Source organism: Rhizobium sp. 21-4511-3d, from assembly GCF_053522545.1.
The window spans coordinates 113,370-128,055 of the sequence record NZ_JBNWCF010000007.1; the positions used below are offsets into that span (position 1 = coordinate 113,370).

A 14,686-nucleotide genomic window follows, 5' to 3' on the forward strand; every position below is an offset into this window, starting at 1 on the left:
CAGGGATGGATCGATGGAAGAAACCTTAGCGGTCCGCAAACTGGACCGGCTCGGCGTGGTTCTGGTGATTGCTGGCGTTCTTGCCACTGCACTTCTGCCCTTCATCTATGTGAAGGCAAACCGCATTGCCTCAGGCAAGCCGATGCTTCTCACGCAGCTTCTCGACCAGCCCGCCGCCATCATTCTCACCCTCCTGCTCGTCGCCACCGCCTTTGCAGCGCTCTTCCTGCAGAATGCCGTGCTGCGGCTTGCGATCGGCACGCTGGCGCTTGCGGCGCTGATCGCCGCGATCGGCTTTGCCGCCACCGCCTTTACGCCGCCGAACAGCAATGCCGCGCGCATGACGCCCGGCGGCAGCTTCTGGATCCTGCTCGGCGTCGTCGGCCTGATCATCTCCGATGCGCTGGTCAAGATCCGGCTGACGCCCTGGATGCGGGTTGGCGCTCTCATTGCCTACAGCGCGCTGCTGGCCGTGTGCCTGACATCCGGGCTGCTCGACAGCCTGTCGATCATGAAGGAATTCGCCACGCGTTCGGCGCAGTTCTGGACGGAAGCCAAATCGCATCTTCTCCTGGCTTTCGGTTCGCTGGCGATCGCCATCGTCATCGGCCTGCCGCTCGGCATCTTCTGCTTCTGGGTGCCTAAACTTCGCGCCGCCGTGCTGCAGGGTCTCAGCCTCATCCAGACGATCCCGAGCCTGGCGCTCTTCGGCATCCTGATGCTGCCGCTCGGCTACATCGCCACGCATGTGCCGCTGGCCGCCGAGCTCGGCATTCGCGGCATCGGCACGGCGCCGGCGCTGATCGCGCTCGTGCTCTATTCGCTGCTGCCGATCGTCGCCAATACCGTCGTCGGCCTCGAAGGCGTCGATCTCTCGGTGCGCGATGCGGCAGCCGGCATGGGCCTGACGCGACGCCAGATCCTGACCGGGATCGACCTGCCGCTGGCCCTGCCCGTCATCGTCACCGGCATCCGCATCGTGCTCGTCCAGGCCATCGGCCTCGTGACCATTGCCGCACTCATCGGCGGCGGCGGCTTCGGCATCTTCATCTTCCAGGGCATCGGCCAGACGGCGATGGATCTGGTGATGCTCGGCGCCGTACCGACAGTCTTCTTCGCCTTCTCATCGGCCGTCATCCTCGATGCGGTCATCGACAGCATACGGGGATCCGCCGCATGACCATGATCGAGATCAGGAACGTCACCAAGCGCTACGGCGCCGCCACCGTTGTCGACAATGTCTCGATGAGCGTCGAAAAGGGATCGGTGACCGTCATCGTCGGCACGTCCGGCTCCGGCAAATCGACGCTGATGCGGATGATCAACCGGCTGGTGCCGATCACCGAAGGCGAGATTTTCGTTGCCGGCCGGAATGTCATGGACGCGCCGGTGACCGAGCTTCGCCGCAAGATCGGTTATGCGATCCAGGGCCACGGCCTTTTCCCGCATCGCACCGTCGCGCAGAATATCGCGACCGTGCCGCAGCTTCTTGGCTGGGATGGCGCGCGGATCGCCAAGCGCGTCGATGAGTTGCTCGGCCTCTTCAATCTAGACCCGGCCACCTTCTCCGAGAAATACCCGCATCAGCTCTCCGGCGGCCAACAGCAGCGTGTCGGCGTCGCACGCGCGCTTGCGGCAGAGCCGGAAGTGCTGCTCATGGACGAGCCCTTCGGCGCGCTCGACCCCGTCATTCGCGGCAAGGCGCAGGACGATCTGCTGGCGATCCAGAAGCAGTTCGGCACGACCGTCATTCTCGTCACCCACGACATGGACGAGGCCTTCCACCTCGGCAACCAGATCGCCGTGATGAGCGGCGGCAAGCTGCTGCAATGTTCGACGCCGGAGAAGATCCTCACCGAACCTGCCGATCCCTTCGTGCAGCAACTGACGGGCACGTCTGACCGGGCGCTGAAGCTGATGTCGCTTTCGCCGCTGAAGGAAAGTATGGCGCCGGCAAAGAGCGGCCTCGGCTTTACGCTGCCGCAATCGCTCAGCCTGCGCGATGCGCTGGCCGAGATGATCTGGCAGGGTGCCGATGAAGCGGCGGTAACCGATGGCGCGAAGGCGCCTGTCGGCTCGATCTCGATGGCAAAGCTTCTCGAACTGGGCCGCAAGGCATGAAGTTTGTCGTCGCCAATATCTTCCGTGTGGCGGCTTTCGTGCTGCTCCTGATCCTGCTCTTCAGGACGGAGTGGCTCTCCTTCATGCTCGTGCCGCTGACCAGCAACAACGCCCCACCCGTCTACACGCAGAACAGCCTGCCCTCGCTGGCGCTGGCGCATCTCGAACTCGTCATCGGCTCGATTATTTGCACGGCGATCCTGGCGATCCTCGCCGGTGTCTTCGTCACCCGCAAAAGCGGCGCCGATTTCCTGCCGCTGTCGCGCGCCATCGCCAATGCCGGTCAGACCTTTCCGCCGGTCGCCGTGCTGGCGCTAGCCGTTCCCGCGACCGGTTTCGGCGCCGGGCCGACGCTGATCGCGCTGTTTCTCTATGGCCTGCTGCCGATCTTCGAAAACACCGTTTCCGGCATCCGGCAGGTCAACCCCGCCGTGCTCGATGCGGCCGACGGAATGGGGATGAACCCGACGCAGCGGCTCTTCAAGGTGGAGCTTCCGCTCGCGCTGCCGCTGATCCTCGAAGGTCTGAAGGTGGCGACCGTCATCAATATCGGCACGGCGACGATCGGCTCGACGGTTGCCGCCAAGGGGCTTGGCGAAGTGATCATTGCCGGACTGATTTCCGACAATACCGCCTTCATCCTGCAGGGCGGTCTGATCGTCGGCCTGATGGCGGTGCTGATCTATGACGCGATGGGTGTCATCGAAAGCGCAATTACCCGCAGAATTGGCTTGCGCCCCGCCTGATCCGGCGGCTACCAAGGCTGCCGTGATACGGCAAGAGGAGGCCGCCTTGGCAAAGATGATCCACTCCATGATCCGCGTTCTCGACGAGGCGCGATCCACCGAGTTCTACGGCAAGGTCTTCGGCCTCAAGGTTGCCGATCGCATCGACTTCGAGACCTTCACGCTAATTTACATGAGTAATCCCGAGACCGGCTTCGAGCTCGAACTGACGGTCAACAAGGGCCGCGTCGAGCCCTATAATCTCGGCGACGGCTATGGCCATTTGGCCGTCTCGGTCGATGAAGTGGCTGTCGAACACACGCGGCTGGGGAAGGCCGGGCTCAATCCGGGCAAGCTGGTCGAACTCAACCGCGACGGCAAACTCTTCGCCCTGTTCTTCTTCATCACTGATCCCGACGGCTACAAGATCGAAGTCCTGCAGCGCCACGGCCGTTTCCAGTAAGAGCATCCGCATGATCGAGAAAACAGAGCTTCACACCGGCTGGACCCTTTCCTGCAACGATACAGCCCGGCCTGGACTGCCCGAAGCCATCCCCGCCACGGTGCCCGGCTGCGTCCATACCGACCTGCTGGCGGCCCGCCTCATTCCGGACCCCTATCTCGATGTCAACGAGATCACCAACGACTGGATCGGCCGCTGCGAATGGGTCTACCGGCTCAGCTTCGATGCGGCGCCTGAAACCGGCAAGGTGCAGGAGCTGGTCTTCGACGGGCTGGATACGATCGCGACGATCCGGCTGAACGGCGAAGAGATCGGCCGGACCTTCAACCAGCATCGCACCTATCGCTTCGATGTTTCGAGCCGCCTCGAGGCCGGATCCAACGAGCTGACCGTCACCTTCCATTCCGCCTATGCTTATGGCGCGGAGATGGAAAAGCAGTACGGCTACCGGCCGAACAACTATCCCGGCCCCGGCAACCTGATGCGCAAGATGGCCTGCAACTTCGGTTGGGACTGGGGTCCGACGCTGGTGACGGCCGGTATCTGGAAGCCGGTGCGGCTGGAAAGCTGGGATCGTGCCCGGTTGGCGGAGACGCGCGTTTCCGCGACGCTTGCCGGGGGTGATGGCGTCGTGACGATCAACGCGAAGATCGCTGCTGAGCAGGACGGTTCGGGCTGCTTGATCGTTGCGCAGATCGGCGGCATTTCGCGAACGATCGAGGTCGATGCTTCAGGCGAGGCAAGCGTCCAGGTGACGGTTCCCTCACCGCAGATCTGGTGGCCGCATCATCTTGGTGGGCAACCGCTCTACCCGCTCTTGATCGAACTTCGCGATAGCGATGGCCATATGCTGGACAGCTATTCCAAGGAGATCGGTTTCCGTTCCGTACGCCTCGACACCGCGCCCGATGAGCACGGCTCAGCCTTCACATTCGTCGTCAACGACGTTCCGCTCTTTGCCTGCGGCGCCAACTGGATCCCCTACGATTGCTTCCCGTCGCGCGTCACCGCCGAGCGCTATGCGGCGCGGATCGACGAGGCGAAGGCGGCCAATATCAATCTGCTGCGCGTCTGGGGCGGGGGCATATTCGAGCGGGACGAATTTTACGAGGCTTGCGACCGGGCCGGCATGATGGTCTGGCAGGATTTCCTCTTTGCCTGCGCCTCCTATCCCGAGGAGGAGCCACTGCGCAGCGAAGTGGAGGCCGAGGTTCGCGACAACGTTGTCCGCCTGATGCCGCATGCGTCGCTGATCGTCTGGAACGGCAATAACGAGAACATCTGGGGCTTCGACGAATGGGGCTGGCGCCCGATCATCAAGGACGGCGTCAGCTGGGGTCTCGGCTACTATCTCGATGTCCTGCCGAAGCTCTGTGCCGAACTCGACCCTGACAGGCCTTACTATCCCGGCAGCCCTTACTCGGGCACGATGGATATCGAGCCGAACGACGATCGTCACGGATGCAAGCATATCTGGGATGTCTGGAACGATGTGGGCTGGGAGGTCTACCGCAACTATATCCCGCGCTTCTGCTCGGAGTTCGGCTGGCAGGCGCCGCCAAACTGGGCGACGCTGGAGGAGAGCGTGCATGATGCGCCCCTGACGCCGCAATCGCACGGAGTCTTTCATCATCAGAAAGCGACGCAGGGCAATGAGAAGCTGATCCGCGGCCTTGCCGGACACCTGCCGGTGCCCGAGACCATGGATGACTGGCATTTCGCGACGCAGCTCAATCAGGCACGCGCCATCCGCTTCGCGATCGAGCACATGCGCTCGCACCGGGCGATCTGCAAGGGTGCTGTTGTCTGGCAGTTCAACGATTGCTGGCCGGTGACCTCATGGGCAGCCCTCGATTCCGCCGGGCGGCGCAAGCCGCTCTGGTATGCGATGCAGCAGGCCTTCGATCCGCGCCTGCTGACCATCCAGCCGCGTGGCGACAAGCTCGCGGCCGTTGCCGTCAATGAGCGGACGCTGTTCTGGCGATCGAAAATCTCGGGCAAGCGCGTTCGGCTCGACGGCACGGTGCGGGCCGAGTTCGAATTCTGGCGGCTGCTCTGCGACCGGTTCGAAGCGAAAGAGTTCGAGCTTGCAGACGATATTGCGACGCCTGACAACGCGGCGAACGAGGTCGTGGTGGTGCAGATGCTCGACAAGCGCGCCTTCCACTATTTCGTCGAGGATATCGATCTGAAATTGCCGAAGCCTCAGATGCAGGTTTCAGTGAGCGCCGTTGCTAATGGCGCCGATGTGACGGTCACGGCAGGCACCTTCCTGAAAGATCTTTGCCTGATGGCCGACCGGCTGGATCCGGCTGCCGTCGTCGACAGCATGCTGATCACTCTCCTGCCGGGCGAAAGCCATACCTTCTCGATAAAGACAGGGAAGATGTTCAAGGCTGAGGACATCACGCAAGGCGTCGTCCTGCGCTGCGCCAACGATCTGCTGCCCTAAAACGCCAAAAGGCCCCGCACGCGGCGGGGCCCTTTCCGGCTCGTCCTAGCGAACGACTTACATCCAGTACGGCGGCACACCGTAATAGTCGTAAACACGGCGGCCATTATCGTTGTACCAGGTGTCGTCATCGTCCGCATAGCTCGGCGCGCCTTCGATCTGCTCCTTGGTGAGATCGATGCGGTAGCCGTCGAGCTGCGTATCGTAGTTCAGCTTTTCCCACGGCAGCGGATAGTGATCGTGGCCGATCCCCAGGAAGCCGCCGAAGCTCAGTACGGCATAGGCGACACGGCCATCGCGCTTGCCGATGATCAAGCGCTCGATCGAGCCGATATGCTTGCCATCTGCACCATAAACGCGGGTGCCTTCCACGCGGTCGCTGGCAATCAGCGAATGCGTGTCCTTGACGTTGGGATCGCGGCGGCTGGCGTCTGTACCCTGATTAAGCATTTTCAGCTCCTTTGCTGTTTGCATGATTGGAAAACGCCAGGCCGGAATCATTGTTCCCGCGTCCGTTTCAAATGTACGGGGGTGAATTGTTGACGTTTACGTCAAAGTTAGTGTAACGCTTATAGCGGCTTGAACCGTTCGGCCATTGGCATAAGCTGCCCGCAAGGATGATGGAGGATCGTCCGGCCGGCAGCCGCGAACCGGCACCGTGGCCGGATAGGGAGAGAGACACGATGAACAGCATTTCCGTGCATCCAGGTGGCGAAGAGCGGCAGAAGCCCTGGCTCGCGACCTATCCGGATATCGTACCGGCCGAAATTCCGCCGCTGGAATACGAATCGGTTGCCGAACTGCTGGAAAAGTCCTGTGAGCGCTATGCCGATCGCGTCGCCTTCTCCAGCATGGGGAAGATGCTGACCTATCGCGATCTCGAAGCGCAGACCCGCAAGGTCGCCGCCTGGCTGCAGAGCCTCGGCCTGCAGAAGGGCGATCGTGTCGCCGTGATGATGCCGAACGTGCTGCAGAACCCGGTCGCCGTCTATGGCATCCTGCGCGCCGGCCTCACCGTCGTGAATGTCAATCCGCTTTATACGCCGCGCGAGCTCGAACATCAGCTGCGCGATGCCGGCGCGAAAGCGATCTTCGTGCTGGAGAATTTTGCGCGCACCGTGGAGCAGGTTCTCGTCAAGACCGACGTTCGCCATGTCGTGGTCACCTCGCTCGGCGAGATGCTCGGCGCCAAGGGACTGATCGTCAATCTGGTGGTGCGCAAGGTCAAGAAACTCGTGCCATCCTGGTCGATCCCGCAGCACAAGACCTTCAAGCAGGTTGTGTCGGAAGGTGCAGGCCGCTCGCTGCAGCGCCCGACACTCAGCGGCGATGATATCGCCTTCCTGCAATATACCGGCGGCACGACGGGTGTCGCCAAGGGCGCGATCCTGACGCATCGCAACCTGCTCGCCAACAAGCTGCAGCTGCAGCTCTGGCTGAAATCGGCCTTCGACAAGAAGAAGCAGCCGGATGTGCTGAACTTCCTCTGCGCCCTGCCGCTCTACCATATCTTCGCGCTGACGGTGAATTCGCTGATGGGCATGTCGCTCGGCGCGCATAACATCCTGATCGCCAACCCGCGCGACATTCCGGGCTTCGTAAAGGAATTCAGCAAGGCCAATGTCCATATCTTCCCCGGCCTCAACACGCTCTTCAACGCGCTGATGAACAATGCCGAGTTCGCCAAGCTCGACTTCTCGTCGCTCGTCATGTCGCTCGGCGGCGGCATGGCCGTGCAGCGGCCGGTGGCGGAGCGCTGGCTGAAGATGACCGGCTCGCACATCACCGAAGGCTATGGTCTTTCGGAGACGTCGCCTGTTGCTACCGCCAACCGCTTCGATTCCTCAGAATTCACCGGCTCGATCGGCCTGCCCATACCGTCGACCGAACTTGATATCCGCGACGAGGACGGCAATTCGCTGCCGCTCGGCGAAATCGGCGAGATCTGCATTCGCGGACCACAGGTGATGGCCGGCTACTGGAACAAGCCGGATGAGACGGCGCGCGTGATGACCCCGGACGGCTATTTCCGCACCGGCGACATGGGCTTCATGGACGAGCGTGGCTATACCAAGATCGTCGACCGCAAGAAGGACATGATCCTCGTCTCCGGCTTCAACGTCTATCCGAACGAAATCGAGGAAGTGGCGGCCATGCACCCGGGCGTTCTGGAATCGGCAGCCGTCGGCGTGCCGGACGGCCATTCGGGCGAGACGGTCAAGCTCTTCGTCGTGCGCAAGGACCCGAACCTGACCGAGGCCGACGTGAAGGCGCATTGCGCCGCCAACCTCACGAACTACAAGCGGCCGCGGATCATCGAATTCCGTGACGAGCTGCCCAAGAGCCCGGTCGGGAAGATCCTGCGCAAGGATCTGCGCGGTTGATCCTCACGCACAATTGAAAGCAACCATAAGATGTGATTTCATCAGCCCGTTTCAATAGCAGAAGCAGCATGGGCCGAGACCAGCCGGCCCACCGGTGAGGATGGGCCGCACCGGCTTTGGCAAGAGCCTTGCTTTGCGAAACGGAGGTAATGCCATGTGGTATAAACCGCTAAGCGTTACGCTTATGGTGCGGAGAACCCGGACGAGCTGGTCAGTGTCCGTCCGGGTCACAATCCAAAAGTCATAGGCAACGGCAGGCGGAGCTCGAACTCCGCCTGCCACTCCCCAAATATACCCGCACTCTCCCTTTTCATCAAGCGCGGCACAACTTGTGTCATTTTTTGCAGGCAGCTTGTGGCTGAACTTGATTTGCGCCCTACAAAGCGAATAGTTTCCGCAACCCTCTCCGCCTCCAAAGGAGCCTCCCATGAATGCCATCGTCGAAAAGCTGAAGAGCACTGCGGCCGCCACCAAAGCCACCGATATCCGCGCTGCCTTCGCCACCGATCCCAAGCGCTTCTCGCGCTTCACCGCCTCCCTCGACGATCTCCTGATGGACTATTCGAAGACCGCGGTGAACGACGAGATCCTGGCGCTGCTCGTCAAGCTCGCCGAAGAAGGCGGCGTCGCGAAGAAGCGTGACGAGATGTTCTCCGGAAAGGCGATCAACTTCACCGAAGATCGCGCCGTGCTGCACACAGCGCTGCGCAACCGCTCCAACACGCCAGTGCTCGTCGACGGCAAGGATGTCATGCCTGACGTCAACTCGGTGCTCGCCGCCATGGGCAAATTTGCCGATGGCATCCGCTCGGGCGCGCTGAAGGGCGCGACCGGCAAGAAGATCACCGATGTCGTCAATATCGGTATCGGCGGCTCGGACCTCGGTCCGGTGATGGCGACGCTGGCGCTGGCGCCTTTCCATGACGGTCCGCGTGCGCATTTCGTGTCCAACATCGACGGCGCGCATATTGCCGACACGCTGAAGCTCGTTCAGCCTGAGACCACCCTTTTCATCATCGCTTCGAAGACCTTCACGACGGTCGAGACGATGACCAACGCGCAGACGGCGCGCAACTTCATTGCCAAGGCTCTCGGTGACGCCGCCGTTCAGTACCACTTCGCCGCCGTTTCCACGGCGCTCGACAAGGTCGCCGCTTTCGGCATCGGCAGCGAGCGGGTCTTCGGCTTCTGGGATTGGGTCGGCGGGCGTTATTCGCTCTGGTCTGCCATCGGCCTGCCGATCATGATCGCCATCGGCCCTGACAATTTCGGCAAGTTCCTCGATGGCGCCCATGCCGTCGACAACCATTTCCGCAAGGCGCCTGTTACCGAAAACCTGCCGATGCTGCTCGGCCTGATCGGCTTCTACCATCGCAACGTTCTTGGCTATCCGACGCGCGCCGTGCTGCCCTACGACCAGCGCCTGTCGCGCTTTCCGGCTTATCTGCAGCAGCTCGACATGGAATCGAACGGCAAGGGCGTGACGATCGACGGTACGCCGGTCGAAGGCAATTCCGGTCCGGTGGTATGGGGCGAGCCCGGCACCAACGGCCAGCACGCCTTCTACCAGCTGATCCATCAGGGCACGAGCATCATCCCGGCCGAGTTCATGATCGCCGCCAATGCCTTCGAGCCCGAGCTGCGCCACCAGCACCAGCTGCTGATGTCAAACGTTCTGGCGCAGTCGGAAGCGCTGATGAAGGGCCGCACCTTCGAGGAAGCCAAGAAGCAGCTGACCGACAAGGGCATGGACGACAAGAAGGCCGACTTCATTGCGCCGCACCGTGTCTTCACCGGCAACCGCCCGTCGATCACCTTCGTCTATGACAAGCTGACGCCCTACGCGCTCGGCCGCCTGATCGCGCTCTATGAGCACCGCGTCTTCGTCGAAGGCGTGCTCTTCCGCATCAACTCCTTCGACCAGTGGGGCGTCGAGCTCGGCAAGGAACTGGCGACCGGCCTGCTGCCTGTCGTCGAAGGCAAGGAAAGCGCTGCCGGCCACGACTCCTCGACGCAGGGACTCGTCGCCGCTCTGGCAAAGCTTGCCAAGTAAGGCACCTTTCGATCGCTTTTCGAGCCCATCCGCCAGCGCGGGTGGGCTTTTTTGTTTGATGCTGTCGAATGACGGGCCATCTATTCGTCCTATGGGAAATGCACGAGGAGATGCCCATGGAATTCACCGACAACGAGCTTTTCAAATTCGATGAACAAGGCGCCGAGCCGCTCCCCGCCTCCGGCGCTGAAGGCCGGGTTTCGAATGATGGCGCGGAGATCTGGTACGCCAGCTATGGCGCCGGTCCGGCGGTGATCCTGCTGCATGGCGGGCTCGGGAATGCCGGGAACTGGGGCTATCAGGTGCCGGCCCTCATCGATGCCGGATATCGTGTCATCGTCATCGACAGCCGGGGCCATGGCCGCAGCACGCGCGATGACCGGCCGTTCAGCTATGTGCTGATGTCCGGCGACGTGCTTGCCGTGATGGATCGTCTGGAGATTGAGAAGGCATCGGTCATCGGCTGGAGCGACGGCGCGTGTACGGCGTTGATCCTTGCCGACCGGCATCCGGAGCGCGTCTCGGGCGTGTTCTTCTTCGCCTGCAACATGGATGCGACTGGAACGCTAGAGTTCCGCCCGACGCCCGTCATAGACCGCTGCTTCAGCCGTCACCGGAAGGACTATCAGGCGCTTTCGACAACACCTGAGGATTTCGAAGCTTTCGTGGCGGATGTCGGGAAGATGATGCAGAGCGAGCCGAATTATACGGCGGGAGAACTAGCGGCGCTCAAAGTGCCGGTCACTGTTGCGATCGGCGAGAGCGATGAGTTCATCCGCCGCGAACACATCGATTATCTCGCGAAAACAATCCCTGACGCCGAGCTTGTTCTCATACCCGGCGTCAGCCATTTTGCGCCGCTGCAGCGGCCAGCCCTCTTCAATCGCGAGGTGCTGGCCTTTCTCGGCAGCCAGACCTGATCTCAGAGGCCGATTTCGCGCGCCCATGGCGGGTTCGCGCCAGCACGGGAGACGGTGACGGCCGCAGCCTTGGCGCCGAGCGCCAGGGCATTGCCCAGTGCCTTCTCATCGAGAGAGGCGACCTGCGCCTTGGTCAGCAGGTTGTCCATCTTCAGCGACGCCAAGACGCCGGCATCGAACGTATCGCCGGCGCCGACCGTATCGACCACGGTGACGCGCTCGCTCGGCACGGTAACCTTGCGCTCGTTGGTGTAGCCGGATGCGCCCTCGGCGCCCTTGGTGATGACCACGAGCTTGGCGCCGTGCTTCAGCCAGTAGGCCGCGAGATCGTCATGGCTGCCTTCGAGGCCGAACCATTCGAGGTCCTCGTCGGAGAACTTCAGGATATCCGACTTGGCGGCCATGCGCTTGATGCGCGCCATGTGGGCTTCCTTGTTCTTGATGAAGCCCGGGCGGATGTTCGGATCGAGCGAGATGACGCGCTTGGCGGCTTCGCGATCGAGCAGCGCCTCATAGGTCTCGCCGCAGGGGCTCGGGATCAGGCTGATGGCGCCGAAATGCAGCGCTTCGCAATCGTCACCGAGAACAGGAAGGTCATCGGTGGTGATCATCCGCCCTGCGGTGCCCTCGTCGTAGAAGGCGTAGGTCGCCTGGCCGTTGACGAGCTTGACGAAGGCGATGGTCGAAGGCCGCGGCGTGATTGCGCAGGGGCTGTAGTCGACATTGCTGGCCTTCAGCGTGCCGAGCAGGATTTCGCCCATCATGTCATCGGCAATGCCGGTGAAGAAGGCCGTCGGCACGCCGAGGCGGCCGAGCGCGATCGCGGTGTTGAAGATCGCGCCGCCGGCATAGGGCGCGAAGCCCTTTTCGCCCAGCGTCGTCTCACGCGGCAGCATGTCGATCAGCGCTTCGCCACAGCACAAAATCATCGCAATTCCTCCCAGAAGGCTCTTGTTGCCTCAATCCAATAAGTGAGCTTTTGTCAAAAGGCTAGAGCGAAAGCTCACTGACGCCGCCATTCCGGCCGGACCAGGCAAGCGGCGCGTCCAGGAAGGCTTCCACTTCGCTCAGCGTCTTTTCGTCAAACAGCTTCTGCTCCTTGGCGACGGCCAGAACGTTGCGCCAGGTAGCGATATGGTGGAGCTTCACCTTGCCGTCGGCAAAGCGCAAGGCGCCTTCGTTGAAGATGCCGTAATAGAAGAGCGCCATGCCGTGATCGACGATGCCGCCGGCCGCGCGGATCGCATCGATGAAGGTGAACATGCTGCCGCCGGCGGTCGTCAGGTCCTCGATGACGAGAACGCGCGACCCCTCGGGCATATGACCCTCGATCTGGGCATTGCGGCCGTGACCCTTCGGCTTCTTGCGGACATAGATCATCGGCAGGCTGAGGCGATCGGCCAAGAGCGCTGCGAAGGGAATACCCGCCGTCTCGCCGCCGGCGATGCAATCGAAGCGCTCGAAGCCGGCGTCGCGGGTGATGACGCTGGCGGCGAAATCCATCACCGCCGAGCGGACGCGCGGATAGGAGAGCAGCTTGCGGCAATCGATATAGACGGGGCTGGCCATGCCTGATGCCAGCTTATAGGGCTGCTCGGCGTTGAAGTGGACCGCCTTGATTTCCCAGAGCATCTTGGCAAGGAGTTCCGCCATAATGGCGCGGTCGGGAAATGTCGTCTTGGTCATGGCTCTCTCCTTCGGCTTACGGTGCTATGCGGCAATAGCAGCAACGAAAAAATCTTTCCAGTGCCGGAACTTTTTGCACGTTCGACGCGGGCGCGAGCGCCATCCGGAACGGCAAAACCATAGCGCGTTCGCAGCGTAGAGCCCTCGATTTTTTCCACAAATCCGCGCAAATTTAAGGACCTACTGATAAATATTGGGAACCAAGGCTTTTGGCCTTACCGGACCGGCAAACCACCGGTATTCGCTAAAATTCTAATGGATGCCTTAGGATTTGAAAAACACCTGACAGGCCAATTTCTGCGCGGTTCTGAAAGCCGTGCAAGGAGTCCGGAATGAATCTGGCGGTGTCCGAAATCACTCAGAAGTTCAACGCGTCACTCACTTTCAAGATTTTCTCAATATGCTTTGCATCGACGCATATCCCCCTACTCGCCCTGATCACCTACCTCGTCACCGGCTTTCGCAGCGAAGCCATCCCGGTGCTTGGAACGGTGTTGGGCGCCACGCTCATCGGCACGGCGTTCTGCCTGGCATCGGTCTGGATGCTGATCAAGCCGCTGCATGAGATCGCAAAGACTGTAGAGACCTATCGCGCCAACGGCGCGGTCAAGCCGGTGCGCAGCAAGCGCACGGATGAGGTCGGTGTCGTCACCAACGGCATTTCGGTTCTCATTGTCGAGCTGGACGCCACCCTCTCGCAGCTGCGCCGTCAGGCGACGACAGATGTACTTACCGGCCTCGGCAATCGCCGCTGGCTGAAGGATATCGGCTCGATGGAGATCGCCCGGGCCGCTCGCGAGAGCACGGCAATCAGCGTTGTCGTCTTCGACCTCGACCATTTTAAATCGATCAACGACGAATTCGGCCACGATGTCGGCGACCAGGTGCTGATGGCGGCGGGCGCGACGATCCAGCACAATCTGCGGCCCTACGATATTGCCGCCCGCATCGGCGGCGAGGAATTCTGCCTGGTTCTGCCTCGGACTGGTACCACGGCAGCGATCGCCATTGCCGACCGGCTGCGCAAGGAACTGGCCGCCAAGGCGATTGGGCCGCTTCCGGCCGGACGCGTGACCGCAAGCTTCGGCGTCTATCGTGGTGACCCCAAGAGCGAGAGCTTGAAGGTGATGCTGACGGCAGCAGACCGGAAACTCTATTCGGCAAAGAACAATGGCCGCAACGCCGTGCACTGGGCGGCAGCCCGGTCGGTCTCCGGCGAAAGCGTCGCCAGCTAGACCAAGCGCTCGAGATCGGCGGGCAGCATCTTCTTGTAAAGCGCGATCGCCGTCTCCCCCTCCTCATCATCCAGCGAGATCGCATAGCGCACGGCCGCCGCCAGCAGCTGCATCAGCAGCCGCGCGGCCGGCAGCAGGTCACTTTCCCTCCGTTCGGGCCAGAGGCGCTTCAGCACCGAAAACAGTGCCTGCGCATGAAACTCCATGTCTTCGGCATCGACGGCTCGCAGCAAACGGTCTGCCTGCGTCGCATGCCAGATATCGCGCATGACGGGCTCGCGGCGGAAGAACTGGTAGTATTCGTCGGTGATCGTGCCGAGCGCCCGGTGCAGCGAGGCGGCATCCGTTACCTTCGACAGCTCCTCCTCGACGCACCGCCTGCCCTCTTCGTTGAACCGCTCGGCAAGGGTGCGGATGATCGAGGTCTTGTCCGGGAAATACTGATAGAGGGCACCGAAGGAGAGCTCCGCCTTCTCGACGATCTCGCTCATCTTCAGGGCATCGCTGCCGTTTTTCCCTATCAGCTCGGCAGCCACAGCCAGAATCTTCTCAAAGCGATCGCGGCCGCGCTGCTGGCTCGGGATGCGTCGGGGTTGCCCCACGGGCACGGCTTGCCGCCTGCGCCGCACCGGCGTCTTGTCGTCCAT

Annotated in this window: 13 protein-coding genes; 9 read left to right on the forward strand and 4 right to left on the reverse strand. The window is 61.8% G+C overall.

Annotated elements, in window-relative coordinates; all coding sequences use genetic code 11:
- Positions 1-13 precede the first annotated feature (13 nt).
- Genes ACQZ5H_RS16795 through ACQZ5H_RS16815 form a run of 5 tightly spaced genes read left to right on the forward strand, consistent with a single transcriptional unit; the run spans position 14 to position 5,761 of the window.
- The gene (locus tag ACQZ5H_RS16795) at positions 14-1,180 is read left to right on the forward strand and encodes an ABC transporter permease (protein WP_449098440.1); all 1,167 of its coding nucleotides are present in this window, start codon (positions 14-16) and stop codon (positions 1,178-1,180) included.
- Entirely contained in the window at positions 1,177-2,121 is a 945-nt protein-coding gene (locus ACQZ5H_RS16800) for an ABC transporter ATP-binding protein (RefSeq protein ID WP_449098441.1), read from the forward strand. Before ACQZ5H_RS16795 ends, ACQZ5H_RS16800 begins: the two co-directional genes overlap by 4 nt.
- Positions 2,118-2,867, forward strand: coding sequence for an ABC transporter permease (locus tag ACQZ5H_RS16805; protein ID WP_449098442.1), 750 nt, complete (start codon positions 2,118-2,120; stop codon positions 2,865-2,867). The genes ACQZ5H_RS16800 and ACQZ5H_RS16805 overlap by 4 nt, the downstream gene beginning before the upstream one ends.
- Before the next feature lie 46 nt (positions 2,868-2,913).
- Positions 2,914-3,309, forward strand: coding sequence for a VOC family protein (locus ACQZ5H_RS16810; RefSeq protein WP_449098443.1), 396 nt, complete (start codon positions 2,914-2,916; stop codon positions 3,307-3,309).
- A 10-nt stretch (positions 3,310-3,319) separates the two neighbouring features.
- Entirely contained in the window at positions 3,320-5,761 is a 2,442-nt protein-coding gene (locus tag ACQZ5H_RS16815; RefSeq protein WP_449098444.1) for a glycoside hydrolase family 2 protein, read from the forward strand.
- Positions 5,762-5,818: 57 nt separating this feature from the next.
- On the opposite strand, the gene ACQZ5H_RS16820 is transcribed toward ACQZ5H_RS16815, so the two are convergent.
- Positions 5,819-6,211, reverse strand: coding sequence for a PRC-barrel domain-containing protein (locus tag ACQZ5H_RS16820; RefSeq protein ID WP_112714372.1), 393 nt, complete (start codon positions 6,209-6,211; stop codon positions 5,819-5,821).
- Positions 6,212-6,444: 233 nt separating this feature from the next.
- Between ACQZ5H_RS16820 and ACQZ5H_RS16825 the strand changes: the two genes are divergently transcribed.
- From ACQZ5H_RS16825 to ACQZ5H_RS16835, 3 genes are all read left to right on the forward strand, one after another.
- A complete protein-coding gene (locus ACQZ5H_RS16825) occupies positions 6,445-8,145 on the forward strand; it encodes a long-chain-fatty-acid--CoA ligase (protein ID WP_449098445.1) in 1,701 nt (566 codons plus the stop codon).
- Positions 8,146-8,572: 427 nt separating this feature from the next.
- Entirely contained in the window at positions 8,573-10,198 is a 1,626-nt protein-coding gene (pgi, locus tag ACQZ5H_RS16830) for a glucose-6-phosphate isomerase (RefSeq protein ID WP_449098446.1), read from the forward strand.
- A 116-nt stretch (positions 10,199-10,314) separates the two neighbouring features.
- Entirely contained in the window at positions 10,315-11,118 is an 804-nt protein-coding gene (locus ACQZ5H_RS16835) for an alpha/beta fold hydrolase (protein ID WP_449098447.1), read from the forward strand.
- A gap of 2 nt (positions 11,119-11,120) precedes the next feature.
- On the opposite strand, the gene ACQZ5H_RS16840 is transcribed toward ACQZ5H_RS16835, so the two are convergent.
- Entirely contained in the window at positions 11,121-12,047 is a 927-nt protein-coding gene (locus tag ACQZ5H_RS16840) for a carbohydrate kinase family protein (protein ID WP_449098448.1), read from the reverse strand.
- Positions 12,048-12,108: 61 nt separating this feature from the next.
- Positions 12,109-12,804 (reverse strand): orotate phosphoribosyltransferase, encoded by a 696-nt coding sequence (locus tag ACQZ5H_RS16845; protein ID WP_112713601.1) that lies wholly within the window; start codon positions 12,802-12,804, stop codon positions 12,109-12,111.
- Positions 12,805-13,136: 332 nt separating this feature from the next.
- On the opposite strand from ACQZ5H_RS16845, the gene ACQZ5H_RS16850 reads away from it, so the two are divergent.
- Positions 13,137-14,039: a GGDEF domain-containing protein gene (locus ACQZ5H_RS16850; RefSeq protein WP_449098449.1), complete on the forward strand. Its 903-nt coding sequence runs from the start codon at positions 13,137-13,139 to the stop codon at positions 14,037-14,039.
- On the opposite strand, the gene ACQZ5H_RS16855 is transcribed toward ACQZ5H_RS16850, so the two are convergent.
- Positions 14,036-14,686: a TetR/AcrR family transcriptional regulator gene (locus ACQZ5H_RS16855; protein ID WP_449098450.1), complete on the reverse strand. Its 651-nt coding sequence runs from the start codon at positions 14,684-14,686 to the stop codon at positions 14,036-14,038. The two genes, ACQZ5H_RS16850 and ACQZ5H_RS16855, sit on opposite strands and share 4 nt — an antisense overlap.